A 21,965-nucleotide genomic window follows, 5' to 3' on the forward strand; every position below is an offset into this window, starting at 1 on the left:
CTTAAAAACGGGAGATTATCCACTCTCATTCTGCGAGCACTCATTTAAGTCTGTCCCCAATGAGTGCCCGGCAGCAACGGGACCGCCGATGTCTTGGCAGAGTCAGCGAAAACCCGCGTAACTAAACCCGCTCCGCGATCTCGTGAATGAGGTAGTCGGTCTTTTCCCAGCCCAGGCACGGATCGGTGATCGACTTGCCAAAGACACCGCCGTCGACCGGCTGGTTGCCGTCCTCAAGGTAGGACTCGATCATAAAGCCCTTGACCAGCCTTGAAATGGCTTCGTTGCGGCGGCAGCTGTCGAGCACCTCCTTGCAAATGCGATACTGCTCCAGCGGACGCTTGCCCGAGTTGTCGTGGTTGCAGTCGATGACCGCTGCCGGATTGGCATAGCCGGCGTGCTCGGTGTAGCGCTCGGCCAGACGCTCCAGGTGCTCGTAGTGGTAATTGGGGTAGGTACGACCGTCGAGGCCGATGTAGCCGCGCATGACGGCATGCGCGAGCGGGTTGCCGTCGCACTCGACCTCCCAGTTGCGGAAGATAAAGCTCTGATGCGCCTGGGCGGCGTAGATGGAATTGAGCATGACGGTGGTGGAACCGGCAGTGGGGTTCTTCATACCCACCGGCACCGAAATGCCACTCGACACCAGGCGATGCTCCTGGTTTTCGACCGAGCGCGCACCCACGGCGACGTAGCTCAACAGGTCGACGAGGTACTGGTAGTTGGACGGGTAGAGCATCTCGTCGGCAGTGAAGAAGCCAGTCTCCTCGATGACGCGCAGGTGCATGTGGCGGATGGCCTTAACGCCCTCGAGCAGGTCATCGGGCGCCTCGGGGTCGGGGTTGTGCAGCAGGCCCTTGTAGCCAGTGCCCTTAGTACGCGGCTTGTTGGTGTAGACGCGCGGAATGATGATGAGCTTGTCCTTGACCTCCTCGGCGGTTTTGGCCAGGCGGTTCATGTACTCGAGGACCGAGTCCTCGCGGTCGGCAGAGCACGGTCCGATGATGAGCACCTTGCGCGCGTCCTCGCCGGTAAAGACCTTGGCGACCTCGGCGTCGAATGCCTGCTTCTTAGCGGTAAGCTCGGCGGAAAGCGGCATTTCCTCGCGGATCTCCATGGGGATCGGCAGCCTGCGTTTAAATTCCATGGCCATGCGGGGCCTCCTCAATCAATTGATGGCAACGAGAACATTGTCGAATGCTCGGCATTATCCGCTGTCGCACGCTAAAGTGCAAGCACAACCAGCCAAAAAGGGAATGGATAACGAGCGAGGATTTTCGGGCGCTTCCAACGAGAGTGGATAATCTCCCGTTTTTGACCTATGTTCGCGCTAAAAGCGGGAGATTATCCACTCTCGTCGAGCAAGCGTCCGAAAATCCTCGCTCGTGGCCCCTTTTCCTCCGTCCCCGAGAGATCGAAGCTCGTCTACCGAATGGTTGATGCGGCAGCGGTGCGCCCATGTCACACTCAGAGGTGGCCTGACCCACCTTGGAAGGAGCCTCCATGAGCCTTGACAACGTAACCCTGCGCGCCGCCACGCTCGACGACCTGGCTGGCATCGCCGCCATCTACAACCAGCTGTGGTGCAACACGCTGCGCAACCACGGCGACGTCGAAGCTGCCGATTTCTGCGCGCGCTTCAACATTGCCATGCAGCTGCAGCGCTCCCCCATCGCGCTCGTCGCCGAGGCAGAGGGCCGCATTATCGCCGCCTGCTGCATCGGCATCTTCGAGGACGGCAAGCCGCGCACCAACCCCACGTGGGAGTCCTGCTACAACGAGATGCTCGCCCAGGCAACCGAAATGGCAAAGGCCGCCGACGCCAAGCTCGAGGGCTCGCTCTTCGGCGACAGTCGCGAAAAGGCCACGGCGGATCGCTTTGCCGCCACAGGCAACGAGTATGCCCAGGGCCAGCTCAACCTGATCATCATCGTGCCCGAGTGGCAGGGCAAGGGGCTCGGCCGCGCGCTTATCGACCTTGCGCGCGCCGAGCTCGCCAAGGCAGGCTGCACCAAGTTCTTCCTGATGAGCGACTGCAACTCCGACTGGCAGTTCTACGAGCACCTCAACATGAAGCGCATCCTGGAGGATCACAGTCAAGACACCGGCGACGGTTTTATCGTCTACATGTACGGAGGCGACACGCAGGGCTAACCCGCTAAGCAAGTACCAAAACCACCACAAAAGGCGCCCATCCCCCTTGTGGTGACAGGTTTTATCTGGGCGAACGTTAAGACCGCCGCGGGGGAGCTGCTTTCCCTCGCGGCGGTTTACTAACCGTGAAAACCAAGTGAGTAGGCTTTTGGCGGGATCCCGAGCACACCCCAAAACGCCGCAGCTCTGACCTGCGGTTTTATTTAGCGTTTGTCGCGGTGTGCTCGACAGATCCAAAAAAGCCTACTCACTTGCATCTGAGGCGCACCGGATCGGCAAAAAACCGCCGCGAAAGGGGTCCGATCCTCTTCGCGGCAGTTGTTAATACGCCGAACTTGTTATCGCAAAAGCCAATCACGCGCCGAGACCACGCTACAGTCTTTCGACTCATACGTTGAATCCACGCGGGCCACAACATAGCGCGCATCTTTTGCAATGTCGATCTCATCGCATACAGCCTGTAAATGGCGGGCGTACTTATCGTGATACGTTCTGGATGATTTTATTTCGATAGCCTTGGGCCTCCCTGAGTTTGTGCAGTCGAGCAAATCGATTTCTCGCTTGCCGTCGTCCCTATAGAAATACAACTCGGGATTCTCGCCCACGTTGAGATGGCTCTTCGCCGTTTCGGAAACGATGAGGTTTTCGAAAACTGCCCCCAGATAAGGGCTCTCCAAAAGTTGCTCCAGTGATCCAATTTTGAGCAAGTAGCAGAGCAGCCCCGTGTCGTAAAAATAAAGCTTGGGCGTTTTAGTCAAACGTTTCCTGGCATTTGCATAATAGGGCTGCAGTGAAAACGTCAGGTAGCTCTGCTCCAGGATAGACAACCAGCTTTTAATGGTCGATACGTTCACACCCGTATCTCGAGAAAGCGAAGATATATTAATGAGAGCACCGGCGCTCTGGGCAATTATGGACAGAAACTTATGAAACTCTGCTTTATTGCGCACGTCAAGCAAGCCCACAACATCGCGCTCAACATAGGTATCAATATAGCTGGGGAAATAAACCGAGGACGGCATTCCGGCGGAACGCAGGCGAGGGTATCCCCCTTCGAGCGCAAACAAATCCACTTCCAACTGCCCCTGCTGGCCCCTCTCCGCTTCTCGAAACGAAAATGGCAGCAATTTTAAGATCCCGACTCGCCCGGCAAGAGACTGGCCGATGCTTTTCATCATCAAAAAGTTTTGCGATCCCGTAAGGATGTATTGACCGGCGTCTCCCCGCTCATCCGAAACAACCTGAATCATCGAGAACAAATCCGGGGCGTATTGCGCCTCATCGATGATGAGTCCGCCCTTTCGGTTGCGGATAAAACTCACCGGATCCTCCAAGGCCGCGCGCCTCGTTTGGGGGTCCTCAAGCGTGACATAGGAATAGTCGGGAAAGGCATGCCTAACCAGCGTAGACTTACCGCTCTGCCTAGGCCCCGTCAACGACACAACAGGAAACCAACCCGCCATGCGAATGAGCAACTCATGCAAATCCCTGTTAATGTACTCGGCCATATCAACGCCCCTTATAACGCTGTTACCATAATCGTATAGTATCATTTGCCATAATCTTGCAGTAGCGTTTTCCATAATCTTGTAGTAGTGTTTTCCACAATCTTTTAGTAGCCCAGTTCAAAAACGTTATTTATAGAGCCGAAATCTCAGACCCTAAATAACAATAGCCACCACAATGGGAACTGTCCCCATTGTGGTGGCTTGCAGGCGAGTTGACTTATTCGACTATCGCGGGCCGGCCGTGTCCGAGTCTAGAGCGTGGCAAGTCGCTTGGATTCGCGGACGGCGAGGGCGATGGAGATAAGACCAGTGATGGCGTCAGCCGCCACCAAGGCAAACCAGACACCCTGAACGCCCATCATGTTGCCAAGCAGGTACATAAGCGGCACGGAGCAGATCACGTAGCGGAGCAGACCGGTGAACGTGGCGATACCCACCTTCTCAACCGCCTGGAAGTACATCGACATGGTCATGGCAAGATAGCCCAGGGCCACGGCCAGGATAACGATGCGCGTGGCGTTGGCGGCAACCTCGACGAGCGCCGGATCGCTACCAGCAAAAAAGGCGCAGACCGGCGTTGCGGCCACCCATAGCACAGCAGACACCGCAGCAAGCGTCACGACCTGGTACTTAAGCGTGCAGGAGAGCGTTTCCTTGAGGCGCGCCCACGCCTTGGCGCCGGCGTTGAAGGCGGCAATGGGCTGCAGGCCGTACGAGAAGCACTGGGCGACCATCATGGTAATGTAGAGGATGTAGCCGTTGATCACACCAAAGGCCGCGATGTAGAGCGAACCCATGTCGCCGCCGAGCTGGCCAAGCAACGAGTTGGCAACGGTGTTGAAGATGAACGTGGCAGCTTGCACCAAAAAGAACGGGAAACCAATCTTGATGATCTGGCCGCAGATGGCCATGTCGAGTTTGAGGTCGGCGGCGCTGATCTGGAGCTGCGACTTCTTACCGCCGATGAACCAGAAGATACCGATGGCCCAGATACCGATGGAAAGACCGTAGTACACACCAGCTCCCATAACGCCAAGCTTGAGCACAAACGTGGAAAGCGCAAGCCAGCAGATAGCGACGATGGCAGACACGGTCATGAGGTTGGCCTGGATCTGAACCTTCTCGTCCACACGCATGACGGCGGTGACCATCTGACCAATGACCGTGAGCGGCAGCAGCACGGAGAAGGTGCGCACGCCGGCAACGGTATCGGCCATGATGTCGGGCGTGGCGCCGAAGAATGCGCAGATGGGCTCGGTAAACACAGCCATCACCACAGCAAGCAGCACACTCACAATCGTGGTAAGCCAAAAACCCTGGCTAAACGCCTTGCTGGCGCCCTTAATGTCGCCGGCACCCAAAAGGTTGCCCACCACGGCGGGCACGCCGGTGCCAAACAGGTTGCCAAAGGCCAGGTTAATGTACTCGACCGACATGATGATCGAAACACAGGCCAGGCCGTGTGCACCCAGGCCCCAACCCATCACGAGGCCCTCAAGGACCACCATGATAATCTGGGCGAGCATACCCTGGCCGGTGATGATGGTGTACTTGCGCACCAGGCCGGGAATCGGCTGCGAGGCAAGCTCACGCTCCTCCTCAACAGCGGCGGTCGTTTCTTCTGCCATTGTTCTCCCCTTTCCATGAGAGATTGATGAATGGATGCATGAATGGATGGGCGGCACGCACAGGCTGCGGCACCGCCCAGCGATGCAGCAGCCCCGCTAGGCCTCGTAGACCACCTTGCCGGCAATCATCGTGAGAGACGCCGTGGCCTCGAGGACCTCAGCCGGTTCGCAGTCAAAGAGGTTACGGTCGAGCACACAGATATCAGCCTGTTTGCCGCATGCGAGCGTACCGATGCGATCCTCGGCATGCATGGCGTAGGCGCTGCCGTAGGTGTAGGCGCGCAGGGCCTCGGCCATGGTGATGCGCTCCTGCGGGAACCACCCTTCTGGGTTGGAGCCGTCCTCGAGCATGCGGAAGACCGCGCCGTACACCTCCTCCATGGGCTCCAAGCCCACAACGGGGAAGTCACTGCCCAGGTGCACCACGGCACCGCTGGCAAGCAGGCTATGCAGGGGCCACGAAAGCGCAGCACGCTCGGGGCCCACGGCATCGTCCTTGGCAAGGTCAGCCATATCGAGCAGCATGTGCCACGGCTGCATACCAGGGCATATACCCAGCTCGGCATAGCGCGGCAGATCCTCGGGCTCAACCGTCTCGTTGTGCTCCATGGAGTGGCGGCAACCCCGCTTACCATGCAAGCGCTCGCCCTCCTCAAAGCAATCAAGCACAAAACGCACCGAGCGATCGCCGATCGTATGGACGCGCGTGTCAACGCCCCATTCCTGCGCCCTGACAATGGCGGCACGGATGCGCTCTGGATCCTCCGCGGGCTCACCGCAGGTATCGGGCGCGTTGGAATAGGGTTCAAGCATCCAAGCGGTGTGGTCGGAGCACACGCCATCAAGAAACTGCTTAAAGCCGTGCCACTCGACCTGCGTACCCGAGAAGGCGTATTTCTCCTTGATCTGCTCGAGCGTTAAGGACTCGTTTTCGAACAGATCGGTGTACAGGAACACGCGCAGTGGCAAGTCGCCCTTGGCATTAAGACCTGCCAACACCGCATACGGGTTTTCCATGCTCACAAACGTAGGATTGACCATGCCGACCGTAGTGATTCCCAGGGCATTGGCGCGCCGGGCGGTTTTTGCAAACGACGCGTCAACAACCTCGGGCGCTGGGTCGTAGACCTCGTCCATAAAGAAGACGCCGGCGTTGTTGGAAAACACGCCCGTCAGATTGCCCTCGGCATCCTTAAGGATCTTGCCGCCTGCGGGATCGGGCGTCTGCGAAGTTACTCCCACCTTGTTGATGGCGCAGGTATTGGCACTAAAGGTATGCAGGTCAACCTGCTGCAGAAAGACCGGGCGGTCCGAGATGTACTCATCGATCATCGCGGCTGTGGGCATCTCGGGGACATCCCACTGGAACTGGATAATCTGGCAGCCCAGGATCCACTCGTTATCGGGATGGTCGGCCGCAAACGCCACGACACGTTCCATCGCCATCTCAAAACTGGTGCAGTCGATGAGGTTGACGGCAAAATCGGGGTCGGTCATGAACGCGCCCTGGGCAAAATGCGTGTGCGAGTCAATCAGGCCGGGCATGACGAGCTGGTCGCCAAAGTCGCGCACCTCGGTATCGGGACCGATAAACGGTGCCAGGTGGGCATCGTCACCGCAGGCAACGATTTTATCGCCCCGCACGGCAACGCCGCCCTTAAACGGCTCGAGCCCATCGCCGGTAAAAACGGCGTTGCTCTTGATAACTACATCAGCCTTGTCCATGTGAGCCTCCTCAGGCATCTTTGGTTGCAACGCGGACGCACCGCCCGCGTGGGCACTCGGTTGGGAGCGTAGCGCTCCCGCATCGGCGCGTGCCTACAAGCCGTGCTCGGACGTCTGTCCCACGTCCGCGGCTTCGCGCTACACCCATTGATACACAGGGGCAAATCCATGCCAAGGCCAGGGACCGCAAACGGTCAGTTTAAGCAGGTTTACACGCTTTACCTGCAGGTTTATTGTCTGAGATTATTACCGCGTCATTACGCCCAACGGCGTGCCCGCCCACACGGCAAGACCCGCATGCAAGGAAGAATAGGGCTAGGAACGCCAAAAGGTATCTATGAGGTCATCTCGGTTGGAGACACCGCTTTTAACGTAGATGCGATGCAAGTGTGCCTTGACCGTGCCAGGGCTGATGACCAACTCGCTGGCGATGTTTTGGGCGTCGTTGCCCTTCAGCACCAGTGTGAGCACTTCCTGCTCGCGCCGTGACAGCTTATGGGCGTCGGCATAAATCACCACACGCGATGCGAGGTCGTCCTCAGAGCTTGCGCTCTCGGCCGCCACGTCCTCATCGGCACGCGGATGACGGGCATACACACGCAGGATATGGCTAAACTGGCAAAAAAGCTGAGCCGCGCATACCACGAGCAGCACGTTTTCGGAGATATTGCGCTCGGACAGATACCACAAAAAGAGGCTGATGACGGGGTTTTGAAAGTCGGGGTGGCAGAACAAGATCATGTAGGTGTCCTCGGCGATTACGCAAAACGCAAGAACGAGTGCCACCTTCCAAAAGAGCTTTGAGCGGTCGAGGTCCAGCTTCTCAACACGAGTGGCTCTGCACCGGTAATGCCAGGCGGCATAGGCAAGACATCCTACATTGCCCAGGTCACGCGTGAGCCAAAAGAGATACTGCTGCATCTCTCCGGCAGCGCCGCTGCGAGGCACCAGCAGCAATTGCAAGATTGAAAACGGCACGATAGCGAGCCCGAGCATGCGCGACGTCGGCCTTTTGCGCAAGCGTGCAAACATCCACAGCACAATGCAAGCATAGATGGCAATACCGAGCACGCAGCGCAGCAAGGGGTGCTGCAGCGGCTCGCTAAAGGTAACGGCGTAGTCATATTTGAGCCGAGTGTACTCGTCAAAAAAGATGACCGACATATCGAGCATGTAGAGAAAAAAGCCCGCCGCGGCCACTAGGCTGTCGCGACGGTGCGTCATGAGCCAAACCACCAATGCCACGGCACTGGTCACCAGAGCCACACCCATGATAATCGTGGTGTAGATATAGAACGCGAAACTCATGCCCGCCTCCCCTGTCTAGATGCCGTGAGGATGTTGACAGATTCTTTGCCGCAAGATTAGACTCACCGATTAAACGTACTGTATCGTTTAGATAAACAAGCTGTGTCTCACCGATGAAAGGAGATGCCATGGCGCCTATCGCACCGCTCAAAATACTCGTTGCCCCTGCCGCCAAGGCCATCGTCCACCTGTGCGACTCACTTACCTACAATGACGTCCCCTGTGTCGTCGAAGAGCGTTCGGACAGCTGCCCCTATCTGGGCCACGTCCCCTACTTTGCGCCTAAGCTCGTTTCCGATCCCGAGCACCGCGAACAGTAATCCAAGATGCACCAAGCGCTGCGTAACTCGCGGCGCTTACTGTTTTGGTGCAAAGTAACCTGACCCCCGTGCACCAACGCCGGGATTGTCGACGCTTCGGCCGCGGCGCGATATGAGGCGCGAAACCTCGCCCAATAACAGGCCAATCACTACGCCCGCGAGAATCGGCAACTTTGCCATCTCGGCAGGTGAGCTGTTGAGCGGCACAATCGTAGCAACAATCGAAAGCACGAGCTCCACCACGGGAATCGCAAGCGCCACCGCGAGCACCTTGCCCTCGAAAGGCGCACGGAACACACGCGAGCGATTATCGTGCTTGCGCAGACGCCAAAACGCTGGGAACATGGGAATATAGCTCATGAGCAGAAAGACGACGTTCATCGAGAAGAAGACCCAAAAGACGTCGGAACCCTCACCCAGCGGAATCTGGAGCAGCAGCACCAGACTGGCAAAACAGCCGTTAATGAGCGCCGAGCCGTTGGGCATGCCGGTCTTTTTGGACACCAGCGCAAAGGGGCGCGGCATGTTGCCGTGACGTGCGGCACAGCTCGCTACGTTGTTGACGCCAAAGCTCCAGCAGATCATATTGGCGAACAGCGTCACCAAAAAGGCCACGCCCACGACCATCGTCAGCGGGTGGGTGCGCCCCACCATAGCGGCGACTGCGTCCACAATGCCCGAATCGAGTGAAAGCTGCTCGGTGGGAACCGCGGCTCCAATGCCAATGCCACAGATGATGTAGATCGCCGCAATGGCCACGCCACCGGCAATAACCGCCTTGGGGATATCACGCGACGGGTTCTTCATCGTGCTGGCAAAGGTCGCGACCACTTCGAAGCCCATAAAGTTGAACAGGATAATCGATAGGTACGTCAACGAATTGGTGTCGCCCAGATCTGGAATGAAGGTCTTAAACGACATGTCGTTGGCAAAGCCGTTATTGCAGGCAAACCAAATGCCGACGATTCCCACCGCAGCGGTAATGAGCACCTTGATGACGGCGCCGCCGTCCATAACCCAATCGGCCTCCGCCACCGGCTGCATTGCCATGACCGTGACGCCCCACACAAAGGCAATCTCGATGGCAATTCGGATCCCGAGTGAAAACTCGATACCCCACACCGCATTAATGACACTGGGGAACATGCAGGCGATACTTGCCACCCACAGCGGAAAGTTAACCCAGTAGCACCAAGAGCAACGGGCGCCCCAACGGTCGCCCAGGCCCAAGCGAACCCAATCGTACAGGCCGCCCTCGGAATCAAACGCCGTACCCAGCTCGGCCACCACCAGACCATAGGGAAGCAAAAACGTAATGATAAGGAAAATCCACCAGAAGAACTGTACGTTACCCATGGCAGATGCCGGAGCCGCCGCCTCGATGGTAAACACGACGCAGATAACCGAAAGGATGACCTCGATCAGGGAGAACTTTTTACCTGCCATGGCGCGCGCCCCCTACAGCAAAAAGGATGGCATCTGTACCGAAGGCGCAGCCCAAGGTAGGGTTGCAGGCCGCGTCACCGGTGCAGGTGCCATCCCAGAGAGAGGAGAGGATGCATTTGTTGGACCAACGCTCGCGGAACAGGCGCGTGTAGATAACGATACGCTGGTACATAGATACTCCGATCAAAACGGCCGCGTTCACGACCGATAACTTTCGGCAATTGAAAACGCGTCTGACCTGGGAAATTCAAGCGAACAATTGGCCTAACCCGCAAAAAATCCCAGGCCAGACGCGTACTCAATCAAAGAAAAGGGCACTCCGAAGTGGAGGCAACGGAGTGCCCAAAGAAAACCCAACCGACCAAGACATCGGGCAAGCCGACCATCAATGCCCCAAGATGGTTCGATTCGCCGATTGTCCGATTGATCGGCTGGGTTCCCGAAGCATCACGGCTCGGAAAGTCAGACGTTTACTCGGCGTGCTCAGGTGCGCCAGATTGGCGCGAACGAGGAGCGTAGCGTACTGACGCTACGTAAGCGACGAGTGAACGCCAAGGTGGCGTGCCTGAGTTACGCCGAGGGCTCCTGCTGGGTAATGCAGTGGATGTTGCCGCCGCCGAAGACGACCTGCTCGGACTGAACGCCGACGCACTTGTAGACGCCCTCGCCCCAGACCTCGTCATAGATCTTCTGGAGCGTGTCAACGGCCAGCTGGTCGTTCTCGTCGCCGTACTGCGGGACGATAACGCCGTGGTTGGTGACCAGGTAGTTCATGTAGGAGGCGATCAGCGGCTCGTCGGGAACGCGCGGCTCGGCGTTCTCGTCGGCGTCGATGGTGTCGCAGGAAGCCTGGTCCATGAACAGCGGGTTCACGGGCATGCAGAGCTTGTAGACCTTCATCTTGCGGCCCTTGGCGTCAACGGCGTTGGAGAGGGTCTCGTAGGCAGCGTGGCACTGCTCGTAGAACGGATACTCGGGATCGTCGGTCCAGATGCAGGCCATGACGCCCGGAGCGATGAACGTGGCGACGTCATCGATGTGGCCGTTGGTCTCCTCGGGGTCGATGCCCTCCTTGACCCAGATGACCTTCTCGACACCCAGGTAATCCTTGAGGTGCTCGTCCATATAGGCGCGAAGCTCCTCGCTCCAGGGCTCAAACTTCTTGTGGAACTTGGGCCAGATGGACTCGGGATCCTCTTCCTCCTCCAGAACCGCAGAGCAGGTGCGGCCCGGGGAAAGCAGGCACTGGTCGGTCACGACAAGGGTGCCCTCGCCGTCGACGGTGATGGAGCCGCCCTCGAGGATCATGTCATCGGGACGATAGCGACGGCAGCCGGAGAGCTCAGCCATCTTAAGGGCGATCTGCTCGTCCTTGTCCCACGGGAAATAGAGGCCATCCACAAGGCCACCGTAAGCGTTGAAGTGCCAGTGGTTGGCGCGCTTCTCGCCCTTGCCGTTGATGACGTAGGTGGCGGCGGTGTCGCGGAACCAGGCGTCGTCGGTGGTCATCTCGATGACGGTGACGTTCTCGTCCTCCTCGAAGACGGCCTTGCAGTTGGCATAGTCGACCTGGTTGGCGCACATGGTAACCGGGGTGAACTCGGCGATGGCGCGGGCGATGGCGGCATACTGCTTCTGAGCCGGCTTGGCGCCGTGGGCCCAGGTGTCGGTGCGGTGGGGCCAACCCATCCACACGCGATCCTGCGGGGCGAACTCAGCGGGCATAAAGAAGCCGTCGGCCTTGGGGGTGGACTCGGACTCGGTGATCGTACGCATAAGATTTCCTCCAAATCGAACGATCGCTTGCTGCGGGCGGGTTACCCGCAGCCTAAAACCAAGAGATGGTAGGCGCCCGTTCCCCGGCAAAGGTCGGGGCGCCCGGCGCCGGTTTTCACGGAGTCGCACCGGCAAGCGACGACGTAACCAAGTGCGCGGAGACAAAACGCACGAAGGATACGGAAGAGAGATTGGGGTGGGCGGTGGTTACCGGAGCTATCGCTCACACCCACCCCGGGGAATGGTTAGCAAACCTGTCGCTTGGGCACGTCTCCGAAGAAGCTAGAGTGCCCGGAGTCGGGAGCGACAAGCCCGACGAAGCGCACGTTGGTACGCGAGGAGGGTTGGAGCCCCAGAACCGGGTGCCCTAGTTCTCCTCGGCCTCGGCGGCCTCCTCAGCGAGACGCTGAGCTGCCAGCTCGGGAGTGAGGCCCTTGTACTCGGTCTCGCGGCCCTTGGCGCTGACGACGCGGACAACCTCGCCGATGAGCAGAAGCACGATGAAGATAACGATCATCGGGAGCTTGTCGCCAATTTCAGCGGCAGAGAGCGGCACCAGCGTTGCAACGATGGCCAGGATCAGCTCGATGCAAGGGATGGCCAGCATGACCTTCATCATGGCACCCTTAAACGGGAACGTGAAGATGCGCTCGCGGTTGGGGTCGTTCTTGCGAAGGTTGAGGAACGCCGGGAACATCGGGATGTAGGTCAGCAGCAGGAAGACGACGGAGGTGCCGAAGAGCATCCAGAAGACACCGTTGGAGATGGCGTCGATGGGCACGAGCTGCAGGCACAGCACCAGGGAGGCAACGATGGCGTTGACCAGGTTGGCGCCGTTGGGCATGTCGTCATCCGAAATCATCGAGGCGAAGACCTTGGGCATGTTGCCGTGCTCGGCAGCGTAGCGAGCAACGGAGTTGACGCCGAAGGACCAAGCGGCCATGTTGGCGAACAGGGTGATCAGGAAGGCGATGCAGATGACCTTAAAGATCATGGAGTCGCCCACCATGGTCTGGACTGCGACGATCATGCCGTAGTCGGGATCGATGGAATCGGCCGGCACGGCGGCGCCGATGCCGAAGCCGGCGAACAGGTAGATGACGGCAATGGACAGGCCACCGACGATGATGGCCTTGGGGATATCGCGAGCGGGATCGGCCATATCGTCGGTCATGGTGCAGATGACCTCGAAGCCCATGAAGTTAAAGATGATGATCGACAGGTAGCCGAGAGCGTTGGTGTTGGTGAGCTCGGGCAGGAAGGTGGCAGCGGACATGTCGTTCGCAAAACCGTTCTCCATGGCATACCAAATGCCCAAAGCGCCGACGATAACGGCGACGGCGACCTTGATGATGGCGCCACCGTTAAGGACCCACTCGGAGTCGGCCGCCTTGGAGCGACCCATAAGGTAGACAATCCACACAAAGGCAAGATCGATACCCATCTTGGCGATCAAGTTGAACTCGACGCCAAAGACCATGCCCAAAATGTCGGGGAACATGGTAGCCAGCGAGGCGATCCACAGCGGGTAGTTGACCCAGTAGTAGTACGAGATGCGGGCGCCCCATTTGTCGCCCAGGCCATCGCGTACCCAGTCGTAAATGCCGCCCTCGCCGTCATAGGTGGTACCGAGCTCGGCGACAACCATGCCGTAGGGAAGCAGGAAGGTCAGGATCAGGAAGATCCACCAGAAGAACTGCTGGTTGCCAATGGCAGCAGCAGGAGCGGCGGCCTCGCAAACGAAGACGACGCAGATGATGGTCGAAATGACCGTCAAGAAGGATAGCTTTTTCTTTCCGTCGCTCATGATGAGCTCCTTCGCTCAGTCTTGGACAGATCCGAGGCCCTAAGGTATTAAGGCAATTGCTTGGGCCTCGGTGAGCGGGCGACAGGAGACGAGCATCCGCCGCCCGCAAACGTGCTTTTAGAAGCCTTGAGGCTTAGAGCTGCTCGAGAGCCTCGAGAGCGGCGTGGAGCTCAGCCTTGGCGGAGTACTCGACACCCTCGTCGTTGAGCGGGGTGCGCTTGCCCAGGGCGGCAAGGAGAGCACGGATGGAGTGCTTGCGGTTCTCGGCCTCGACCCAGCACAGGGAGCGCTCGGGATCGTCCATGACCTCGTCGACGACCTCCTCGTTGCGGGTGGCCGGCAGGCAGTGCATGAACTTGGAGCCTGCGCCGGCGAAGTTCATCATGTCCATGGTGACCTGATACTTGGGATAGAACACGTCCATGTAGTTCTCGCCCGAGACCTCCTCGTCGTACAGGCCATACCACACGTCGGTGTAGATGAAGTCGGCGCCCTTGATGCACTCGATGTCGTCGGAGATGACGACCGAGCCGCCGGAGACCTTGCAGTTCTCCTCGGCGATGGCCATCATCTGCTTGCCGAACTCGGCGCGCTCCTCGACGGTGCCAACGTGCAGGCCGCCGTCGGGGATCTGGTGGCCCTTAGGTCCAAACTGGACAAACTTCATGCCGACCTTGGAAGCGATGAACATGAGGGAGACGCAGACCTGGGTGGCGTCGCCGATGAAGGCCAGGGTGCAGTCCTCGATCTTCTTGCCCTCGGGGAGGTTCTCGAGCATGGTCATGAGGTCGCCCATCTCCTGCGTGGGATGGTTGAACTCGGACATGCCGTTGATGACGGGCACAGCGGAGCCCTCGGCGAGGCCGACGACGTCCTTGTGACGGTCAACGCGAGCCATCATGATGTCGAGCAGCGAGCCCATAACGCGAGCGGTGTCGCCCAGGGACTCGTGACCGCCGAGCTGGATGGTGCCAGGGCCATAGAACTGAGCATGGCCGCCGAGGTCGGTCATAGCGGTCTCGAAGGAAAGACGGGTGCGGGTGGAAACCTGCTGGAAGATCATGCCAAGGCTCTTGTTGCGGAGCAGGTGCGGATAATAACCGTCAACCTTGATGGCCTTCTTCATTGCCAGGCCAAGATCCTCGATAGCCAGGATCTGCTCTTTGGTGAAGTCGTTGGTGTCGATGAAATCCTTAGGCAGTGCCATGTCGATTTCCTTTCCGCCGGTCTTGCCGACTATTACTATGAGGCGCTCGAACATCACGCCTCGTGTTGACAAGACCATCATTCACCCGTATGCAATTTTTACCTAGTTTATTCGGGATTAAAGACCGTTCACGGAGTTACATCCCCTCTAAACCAATATAAACCCGCAGGTCAAGAGTTTACAGGGGGTTTACCATCTAGAACCGCGAACGGTATACGGCTATGCTGTATCTCGGCGCCTAATCCGCAATGAAACGAAGGGTTGAGACGTCTATATCCCACAAGGTATACAGAGCTCGGCCATAGATTAAATGAGATGGGACGGTGACAGATGAACACTCTGATGTTCTTCTATACCCTAGCAATACTCGTGATCTGTATTGTGACGGCAGTGCTTTCGCTTGCCGCCTATGCCTCATCTCGTCGACGCTTCTTTGTCTATGGCAGCGGCGTATTTATCTGCTATGCCATCGAGATGACCGAGATTTTCTTTTTTGAATACACGCTGCAAAACCAGAGTTTTCCGGCCAACGACTATTACTCCATTACCATGCCTGTGTTGCGGACCCTTGTGGCGACCGCTTCGCAGGCTTTTATTTGGCTGATTGCCATGGACTTGCTCGACAAACATTCTAAAAAGCAGTTCGCTATCCCCGTCTTAACGTTTTTGCTGTGCGAGTCGCTGATTATCGTCGCTGTCCCCTACGGCCCCATTCATCAATGGCTCTACTACACGATGCGTCAGGTATTCCTTGTTTTCGTGGGGCTATATATCTTTTGGACGGCACGCAAGAGCACACAAGTCGAGCTGAAGGCACGTGTCAACAACCAACAAAAGCACCTGATTATCGGCGCTATTCTGGTCGGTTGCATCGTTGCCGAGGATTTCTACAACATTCTGATTGTCCCCATGAGTCTGGCGCCCTCTTGGCTGCAACTATATCTGTCCGAGCGCAACTTTAGCGAAAACGTCTTTGCCTGCTACTTTGCGATTCTGCTGATCATCTACTCCTACCACGTGCTTTCAATCCGCATGCAGGAGGCACCCGAGGAAAAGAACGTCAGCGATCTTGATCGACACATCGAAGAGCAGATGCCCTTCTATCGCAACGCCTACAAGCTCTCCAACCGTGAGACCGAAGTTATGCGTCTGGTTGTGCTGGGCAAATCGAACCAAGAGATCGCTGACGAGCTATTCCTTGCCGTGGGCACCGTCAAGACCCACATCCACAACATCCTGGTCAAAACCGAGCAGCAAAACCGCACGACGTTGATCCTCCACTTTTGGAAGCGCTGAGGTTACGCGGTTTTGCCAAACCGCGTAACGGCTCGACGCTGCAAGCGCCCCTAGGCGGCAATCTGACGTTCAATCGTCGGTCGCGTACCGAAGTACGCTTCCCTCCTCTTTCACGTCACCTTGCTCGCCTAGGGATGCTTTCGCTGACTTATGCTCAACCTGTGATGATTTTACTTTTCGCTAGGCAGGTTACTCGCTGTAGCGGGTGGCGATGGCAGCTTGTACCATGCCGGCGCTCATGAGGTACGTCACCAAGAAGTAGCCGCCGTAGGCTGCCAGGAAGATTGCACAGGTGAGGCCCACGGTGCCGCCGATGCTCATATTTCCGAATATGCTCACCAGCTCGATGATCACCTTAAGTGCCACAAAGGAGTGCGCCAGGCCCACTGCCAGCGGGAACAGGAAGAATACCGCTTGCTGCGCCATCACCGAATGGCGAATCTGGCGGTCGTCACAGCCGATCTGTGCCAGCACACGATAGCTGCGGCTGCCGTCGGCCACATTGGAGAGCTGCTGGATCGATAGGATTGCCGCGCACGCAACGACCAGTACAAAGCCAATGTAGATGGCCAGATAGCTAATCATGCCGTTCATCTGCGCTGTTTGCGTGTACATCTCGGAACGCGTGATGAAGACTCCCCACGACCCCGGCTCCTTGCCGTCAACGAGCAGATTGTCGAGCAAGGTGTATTTAATGCTCTCGTCTGCCTCGGTCGTATCCATCCCCTGTTTGTAGTTAACGAGCAGATTACTGGAATACGGCTGCAGGTTAAGCTGGGACAGCAGTTCATCGGCTACGACCACGGTACCGGGATTGCTGCCCATCGCCGAGTTGGCGATGGCCGCCGTGTCCTCGTCCGACTTATCGGTTGCGGGCTTGAGCTCATGCCCGCCCAAGGTGAGGGCATGGCCGCCGGCCATGTATTTGGTGTACAGGTCGCCCAGCTCACCGCCCATATCACACGTAAGCAAGTACTGGTCCCGGCCAATGCTCACCGGCTCCTCGCCCATCATCTGGCGCAATTTGTTGTACTGGCTCGCCGGCGTCACAAACAGACCCATCGCATCGGCGTTGCTTCCCTCAAGCGCCTTGGGAAGCTTTTCGCCCATGGCCTTGCACATCTCACCCGCCACCACCGAGGGGCCCGAGCCGCCAAGCGGGTAACTCAGATACGAATCGATCTGCACATGTTCACCGGCAACATCGGCGATATTGACCTTCTTGCCGGTCTCGTCGTTGTTGTCCGCCGACTTGCCCTTAATACCGTCTGCAACGTTATCGGGATCTTTACGATCGCCATGCCATGCAGCGTACAAATCGACCGTTGCATCGGCCAGCACCATGCGATCGGCCTCAGACGGATTGACATACTCCTTGTAGTAGTCGAGCGTTTCGGGCGTGTAATAGACATATGTCTGAGACACGTCAACAGGGTTATAGCGCTCCAGATTCTCGTTCATCACGTTGGCAATCGACATACCGCAGGTCACCGAGGTGATGGCGAGGAACAGAATCATCGCGATGACGCCCATCGAAAAGCACACCGTATTGACCTTGGCCGAAAGCTGACGCACGGTAAACATGTTGAGGCCGCGCCAGTACACGCTGCGCAGGCTCTGCAGCAGCTTGATAAGCATGCCCGAGAGTCCCCAGAACAGGGCAAAGGTGCCCACTGTAACCATAGCGGTCGTAATGCCAAACTGGCTCATGGCCTCTTGCAGCTTGCTGTCCGTCGCGGTTAGCGGGAACTCATCACGTAGCAGACGGTAATAGGCCACGCCCACAAGCACCACGCCCACGGCAAAGATGGCAATCGCGATCCAGGGGCTGCGTGTCTTGATGCTCTCGTTGCGACGCTCGGCACCCATAAGCTCGATGAGTTTGGTACGACGCACGGCGCGAAGGTTCAGCAGCAGCGTGAGCACAAACATTACGAGCATGCAGGCAAGGGTCAGGTTGAACGCATGCACCGAGAAAAAGAAGTGAAAATTGGCGATCCGTGTCTTAAAGAGCGAAGCCGTAAAGAACGTCATGAGCTGGGAGAGCCCCACGCCCAGCACAATACCGGCGACAAAGGCGCCGACCGAAACGATCACCGTCTCGAGCGCCATGATCGTGGCAACGCGACCGCGCCCCATGCCGAGCACCTGGTACAGGCCAAACTCCTTCTTGCGGCGTTTCATGATGAAGTAATTGGCATACACCATCAAAAAGGCCATGACGCCGGCCAAAAAGTACGTGAGATAGCCGAGCATGGTCCCCATGAGCTCGGATAGGCCCTCCTCCTCAATGCCGGCAATATCGACCTGCATCGAGACGGTGTTAAAGGCATAGAAAACGGTGACGCCCAAGGTGAGCGTCAAAAGGTAGACGAGGTAATCGCGGCCGGCGCGGCGAACGTTACCCCAAGCGAGTTTACAGAGCATCGGAGCCCTCACCGCCCATCATGGCAACGACCTCCATAATGCGGTCGAAGAACTCTCGGCGGTCGGTGTCGCCGCGGCGCAGCTCGGTGAAGATCTTGCCGTCGCGAATAAACAGCACACGGCTCGTGTAGCTGGCGGCAAAGCTGTCGTGCGTGACCATGAGCACGGTGGCGCGCAGGCGGCGGTTAAGGGCCTCCAGGCTCTCGAGCAGCAGGCGAGCGCTCTTGGAATCGAGGGCGCCGGTGGGCTCGTCGGCCATGATCATGGTGGGGTCGGTGACGAGCGCGCGAGCCGCGGCAACGCGCTGCTGCTGACCGCCGGACATCTGGTAGGGATACTTGTCGAGCACCTGACTGATGGACAGGCGCGCTGCCACATCCTGCACGCGGGTCGAGATCTCTGCCGAGTTTGTGCGGGCGATGGTGAGCGGCAGGGCGATGTTCTCGCGCGCCGTGAGCGTATCGAGCAAGTTGGAGTCCTGGAAGATAAAGCCCAGCTCCTCGCGGCGGAACTGCGAAAGCTTGGCCTGCTTCATGCGCGTCACGTCCTGGCCGTTGATACGGATGGTGCCACTCGTGGCGCTATCGATGGTCGACACGCAGTTGAGCAGCGTCGACTTGCCCGAGCCCGAGGCGCCCATGATGCCAACGAACTCACCGCGGTTGACGGTAAAGCTGACGTCGTTGAGCGCGCGGGTCACGTTGCCCAGCGCTCCATATACCTTTTCGAGATGCGCGACCTCCAGTACCGGGGTCGCCATTTGGGTGGTTTGCATACCGAGTCCTTTCTTGCGATTAGTCTACGGCATCTATAGTCGCAAGGAGCCGAGTCGGCTACCATCGATATGGCTTACGCTTGCCTTACCGTTGTGTAAGGTAAGGGTAGCCTGCCATGTGTTGATGTGGAGAGAGGACTCCTGTTGAAGACTGTTCATGTTGCCGCTGGGATCATTCGCAAGGATGGATCTGACGAGCTGCTTGCCGTGCAGCGCGGCTACGGCGACATGCAGGGACTGTGGGAGTTCCCAGGTGGCAAGCTCATGCGCGGCGAAACACCCGAAGACGCTGTGCGCCGCGAGCTTATGGAAGAGCTACAGGTAAAGGTCACCAACCTACGTGATTTCTACACCGTTGAGTATGACTACCCCGATTTTCATCTCTCAATGGAGTGTTACTACTGCTCGCTGGCTGATGAATCCGATGAGCCCCAGAAGCACGACCGCCAGCTCGATATCCGCTGGATTCCGCGCACCTCGCTTGCCACGGTGGAATGGATGCCCGCCGACAAGGGGCTCATTGATGCGCTGATTGAGCTGAAGGAAGACCGGCTTGAGGCTAATGGCGCTGCCAACGATACCGAGACCACGGCCGACGAGCCCGCTACCAAACCCAAGCGCAAGCCTAAGCGCCACAGCAAAAAGCGCCCCAAGCCCGGCCTGCTGGACGGCATCGATACCTCGGACCTCTCCGCTGACGAGCGCGAACTGGTCCGCCGTCGAGCCGCCATCAAAAAGTCCATGAAGGGCAACAAACGCGCCAACACCAAGCCCGAGCTGCTCGTTCGCCAGCGCCTACGGGCCGCCGGCCTCACGGGCTATCGTTTGGAATGGAAGGTGCCCGGCAAGCCCGACATCGCCTTTCCCGGGCGCAAGATCGCCATCTTCGTCAACGGCTGCTTTTGGCACCGCTGCCCCAAGTGCAACCCGAGCCAGCCCAAGCGCAATGTTGATTTTTGGGAGGCAAAGTTCCGTCGCAACGTCGAGCGCGACCGCGCTGCCGTGGCGGCACTCACTCAAATGGGCTGGACACCCATAACCATCTGGGAATGCGAGCTCAAAAAAGACCGCATCGACGCCACGATGGAAAAGGTCATCGAGCAGGTACGGGCTGCAGAGCCGCAGCGCTAACAGCGAGCATTCACACGCCCCACACAGGCGAGCCACATCCACGTCACAAACCTTAGAAAGCCCTTAAGCCCAAAACCTTTCAAGAGTGTTACTCAATAGCCTTGACCTGCGGTTTCATCGTAACACCAAACCAGGTTAAGCCTTTCTTTAGCGCTTCTTTGAACGGTCCGCTGCATAATACTGCCAACGCACGGGACCTAGCAGCACACCCTGTGCGCAACCTTTTGGTGGACATCGAGGAGGCCGCATAAGCATGCATTCTTCCAATGACGCAGCACAGCAGCCATCCCTAAAACATGCAAACCTTTTCTCCTTCCCCCCCGACACAGAGAAACGGTCTCCTCGACTCCCCCACCACAAAAGCCAAGCGCTCAGCCGATCAGAGCCTCAACTTACGAGCATCCTTCGAAAAGCTCCAAGCATCCCTAGACAAGGCGTTCCCCGAACAGGCAAGAGCAATCTAAGCCCATCGCGCTTTATACTGATGCCATGCGAAACATGGATCACATAGAATTGCACCGCGGAGGACGCGAGGAAGCGTTTCCCGAGACCGCCGAAGACTGGCCCTATATTGCCGAACGCGCAGAATTCGCTCGCTATCCGGGCAATTCCGTCCCCTGGCACTGGCATTCCGAAGTTGAGCTTTTCTATATGGAGCAGGGAGCGATTGACTATCGAACGCACGCGGCTCATGAGCACGTACGCTTTGAGGAAGGGTCCGCCGGCTTTATCAACGGCGGCGTTTTGCACAGCACGCTGCAATCACCCAATTCGGCGCCAGCCATTCAAATGCTGCATATCTTTCAGCCGTCGATGCTCGGCGATCCCGCGGGACGTCTCCAAAAGCGCTACATCAACCCATTGCTTCAATGTCGAGGCGTCGATGTGCTCAAATGGTCGCCCACCAATCCCGACGATATGCCCTTTATCGATTTGCTGAAGAGCTCCTTTAGCCACGACCTTCAACGGCCGCAGAACGAGATGGCGCTTCGAAATAGTTTGTCAGAGCTCTGGATTCAGATTAACGCCAAGGCCGAACCGCTCTTTTCTTCCGACGGCGCCTCTTGGATGACCAGCCGCGACGTACAGTTCAAGGCAATCCTGGACTTTATCCGCGCAAACTATGCAGCCGCTATAGATGTGCCCCAGATGGCATCTGCAGCCGGCGTAAGCGAAAGAGAGTGTTACCGCATTATCGAAGCTTGTGCAGGAACGACCCCGGCGGCATATCTACGCGCATACCGCATAAACCGTGCTTGCGAACTTTTGGCACACACCACGCGAACGGTACAGACAGTCGCGCGCCAATGCGGATTTATAACAGCAAGCCATCTTGGCCAGGTATTTAAAGAACAAATGGGGTGCACTCCTTCGAGCTATCGAGCAGCGAGGCAGAATCTCGATAGCACCAGGCAGAAATCCCGCTAACCCTTCTTCTGTCACTGCATCAAACTTGC

The 21,965-nt window shown here is 57.8% G+C and carries 17 protein-coding genes; 5 read left to right on the forward strand and 12 right to left on the reverse strand.

Annotated features, from left to right (window positions below; translation table 11 throughout):
• Positions 1-121: 121 nt before the first annotated feature.
• A complete protein-coding gene (locus DW661_RS00315) occupies positions 122-1,153 on the reverse strand; it encodes a 3-deoxy-7-phosphoheptulonate synthase (protein ID WP_089572362.1) in 1,032 nt (343 codons plus the stop codon).
• 350 nt (positions 1,154-1,503) lie between these two features.
• Between DW661_RS00315 and DW661_RS00320 the strand changes: the two genes are divergently transcribed.
• On the forward strand, positions 1,504-2,154 hold the full coding sequence (locus DW661_RS00320) for a GNAT family N-acetyltransferase (protein ID WP_118934087.1): 651 nt from the start codon (positions 1,504-1,506) through the stop codon (positions 2,152-2,154).
• Between the two features lie 338 nt (positions 2,155-2,492).
• Here the strand turns inward: DW661_RS00320 and DW661_RS00325 are convergent, their stop codons facing one another.
• The 4 genes from DW661_RS00325 to DW661_RS00340 all read right to left on the reverse strand — a co-directional run bounded on the left by DW661_RS00325 (position 2,493) and on the right by DW661_RS00340 (position 8,323).
• Positions 2,493-3,662: an ATP-binding protein gene (locus DW661_RS00325; RefSeq protein ID WP_199408051.1), complete on the reverse strand. Its 1,170-nt coding sequence runs from the start codon at positions 3,660-3,662 to the stop codon at positions 2,493-2,495.
• Between the two features lie 251 nt (positions 3,663-3,913).
• Positions 3,914-5,290 (reverse strand): MATE family efflux transporter, encoded by a 1,377-nt coding sequence (locus DW661_RS00330; RefSeq protein WP_089572364.1) that lies wholly within the window; start codon positions 5,288-5,290, stop codon positions 3,914-3,916.
• A 96-nt stretch (positions 5,291-5,386) separates the two neighbouring features.
• Entirely contained in the window at positions 5,387-7,015 is a 1,629-nt protein-coding gene (locus DW661_RS00335) for an amidohydrolase (protein WP_158568391.1), read from the reverse strand.
• A gap of 315 nt (positions 7,016-7,330) precedes the next feature.
• Positions 7,331-8,323 (reverse strand): helix-turn-helix transcriptional regulator, encoded by a 993-nt coding sequence (locus DW661_RS00340; protein WP_118934089.1) that lies wholly within the window; start codon positions 8,321-8,323, stop codon positions 7,331-7,333.
• A 128-nt stretch (positions 8,324-8,451) separates the two neighbouring features.
• Between DW661_RS00340 and DW661_RS00345 the strand changes: the two genes are divergently transcribed.
• On the forward strand, positions 8,452-8,643 hold the full coding sequence (locus DW661_RS00345) for a hypothetical protein (protein ID WP_118206356.1): 192 nt from the start codon (positions 8,452-8,454) through the stop codon (positions 8,641-8,643).
• 36 nt (positions 8,644-8,679) lie between these two features.
• On the opposite strand, the gene DW661_RS00350 is transcribed toward DW661_RS00345, so the two are convergent.
• The 5 genes from DW661_RS00350 to ptcA all read right to left on the reverse strand — a co-directional run bounded on the left by DW661_RS00350 (position 8,680) and on the right by ptcA (position 14,879).
• The gene (locus DW661_RS00350) at positions 8,680-10,089 is read right to left on the reverse strand and encodes an APC family permease (protein WP_117716323.1); all 1,410 of its coding nucleotides are present in this window, start codon (positions 10,087-10,089) and stop codon (positions 8,680-8,682) included.
• Positions 10,079-10,261 (reverse strand): hypothetical protein, encoded by a 183-nt coding sequence (locus DW661_RS00355; RefSeq protein ID WP_117637033.1) that lies wholly within the window; start codon positions 10,259-10,261, stop codon positions 10,079-10,081. Before DW661_RS00355 ends, DW661_RS00350 begins: the two co-directional genes overlap by 11 nt.
• Positions 10,262-10,659: 398 nt before the next feature.
• Positions 10,660-11,865, reverse strand: coding sequence for an agmatine deiminase family protein (locus tag DW661_RS00360; protein ID WP_089572369.1), 1,206 nt, complete (start codon positions 11,863-11,865; stop codon positions 10,660-10,662).
• Positions 11,866-12,232: 367 nt separating this feature from the next.
• Positions 12,233-13,672 carry an APC family permease gene (locus tag DW661_RS00365; RefSeq protein ID WP_117785928.1) on the reverse strand — a complete coding sequence of 480 codons (1,440 nt, stop codon included), beginning with the start codon at positions 13,670-13,672 and terminating at the stop codon, positions 12,233-12,235.
• 133 nt (positions 13,673-13,805) lie between these two features.
• The gene (gene ptcA / locus DW661_RS00370) at positions 13,806-14,879 is read right to left on the reverse strand and encodes a putrescine carbamoyltransferase (protein ID WP_117646253.1); all 1,074 of its coding nucleotides are present in this window, start codon (positions 14,877-14,879) and stop codon (positions 13,806-13,808) included.
• A 330-nt stretch (positions 14,880-15,209) separates the two neighbouring features.
• On the opposite strand from ptcA, the gene DW661_RS00375 reads away from it, so the two are divergent.
• The gene (locus DW661_RS00375) at positions 15,210-16,175 is read left to right on the forward strand and encodes a response regulator transcription factor (protein ID WP_117646252.1); all 966 of its coding nucleotides are present in this window, start codon (positions 15,210-15,212) and stop codon (positions 16,173-16,175) included.
• A gap of 189 nt (positions 16,176-16,364) precedes the next feature.
• Here the strand turns inward: DW661_RS00375 and DW661_RS00380 are convergent, their stop codons facing one another.
• Together DW661_RS00380 and DW661_RS00385 are read right to left on the reverse strand one after the other, a co-directional pair.
• Entirely contained in the window at positions 16,365-18,602 is a 2,238-nt protein-coding gene (locus DW661_RS00380) for an ABC transporter permease (protein WP_118934091.1), read from the reverse strand.
• Positions 18,592-19,377: an ABC transporter ATP-binding protein gene (locus DW661_RS00385; protein WP_118934092.1), complete on the reverse strand. Its 786-nt coding sequence runs from the start codon at positions 19,375-19,377 to the stop codon at positions 18,592-18,594. Before DW661_RS00385 ends, DW661_RS00380 begins: the two co-directional genes overlap by 11 nt.
• A 144-nt stretch (positions 19,378-19,521) precedes the next feature.
• Between DW661_RS00385 and vsr the strand changes: the two genes are divergently transcribed.
• Both vsr and DW661_RS00395 read left to right on the forward strand, forming a co-directional pair.
• A complete protein-coding gene (gene vsr / locus DW661_RS00390; protein WP_118384932.1) occupies positions 19,522-20,508 on the forward strand; it encodes a DNA mismatch endonuclease Vsr in 987 nt (328 codons plus the stop codon).
• A gap of 498 nt (positions 20,509-21,006) precedes the next feature.
• Positions 21,007-21,936, forward strand: a complete 930-nt coding sequence (locus tag DW661_RS00395; protein ID WP_158568392.1) for an AraC family transcriptional regulator — start codon at positions 21,007-21,009, stop codon at positions 21,934-21,936.
• Positions 21,937-21,965: the final 29 nt, after the last annotated feature.

Source organism: Collinsella sp. AM24-1, assembly GCF_003470325.1.
Classification (GTDB): Bacteria; Actinomycetota; Coriobacteriia; order Coriobacteriales; family Coriobacteriaceae; genus Collinsella.

Bases quoted from the DNA above. Each gene is read 5' to 3' on its own strand.
- DW661_RS00315 (WP_089572362.1), bottom strand. From the start codon at position 1,153: ATGGCCATGGAATTTAAACGCAGGCTGCCGATCCCCATGGAGATCCGC.
- DW661_RS00320 (WP_118934087.1), top strand. From the start codon at position 1,504: ATGAGCCTTGACAACGTAACCCTGCGCGCCGCCACGCTCGACGACCTG.
- DW661_RS00325 (WP_199408051.1), bottom strand. From the start codon at position 3,662: ATGGCCGAGTACATTAACAGGGATTTGCATGAGTTGCTCATTCGCATG.
- DW661_RS00330 (WP_089572364.1), bottom strand. From the start codon at position 5,290: ATGGCAGAAGAAACGACCGCCGCTGTTGAGGAGGAGCGTGAGCTTGCC.
- DW661_RS00335 (WP_158568391.1), bottom strand. From the start codon at position 7,015: ATGGACAAGGCTGATGTAGTTATCAAGAGCAACGCCGTTTTTACCGGC.
- DW661_RS00340 (WP_118934089.1), bottom strand. From the start codon at position 8,323: ATGAGTTTCGCGTTCTATATCTACACCACGATTATCATGGGTGTGGCT.
- DW661_RS00345 (WP_118206356.1), top strand. From the start codon at position 8,452: ATGGCGCCTATCGCACCGCTCAAAATACTCGTTGCCCCTGCCGCCAAG.
- DW661_RS00350 (WP_117716323.1), bottom strand. From the start codon at position 10,089: ATGGCAGGTAAAAAGTTCTCCCTGATCGAGGTCATCCTTTCGGTTATC.
- DW661_RS00355 (WP_117637033.1), bottom strand. From the start codon at position 10,261: ATGTACCAGCGTATCGTTATCTACACGCGCCTGTTCCGCGAGCGTTGG.
- DW661_RS00360 (WP_089572369.1), bottom strand. From the start codon at position 11,865: ATGCGTACGATCACCGAGTCCGAGTCCACCCCCAAGGCCGACGGCTTC.
- DW661_RS00365 (WP_117785928.1), bottom strand. From the start codon at position 13,672: ATGAGCGACGGAAAGAAAAAGCTATCCTTCTTGACGGTCATTTCGACC.
- ptcA (WP_117646253.1), bottom strand. From the start codon at position 14,879: ATGGCACTGCCTAAGGATTTCATCGACACCAACGACTTCACCAAAGAG.
- DW661_RS00375 (WP_117646252.1), top strand. From the start codon at position 15,210: ATGAACACTCTGATGTTCTTCTATACCCTAGCAATACTCGTGATCTGT.
- DW661_RS00380 (WP_118934091.1), bottom strand. From the start codon at position 18,602: ATGCTCTGTAAACTCGCTTGGGGTAACGTTCGCCGCGCCGGCCGCGAT.
- DW661_RS00385 (WP_118934092.1), bottom strand. From the start codon at position 19,377: ATGCAAACCACCCAAATGGCGACCCCGGTACTGGAGGTCGCGCATCTC.
- DW661_RS00395 (WP_158568392.1), top strand. From the start codon at position 21,007: ATGGATCACATAGAATTGCACCGCGGAGGACGCGAGGAAGCGTTTCCC.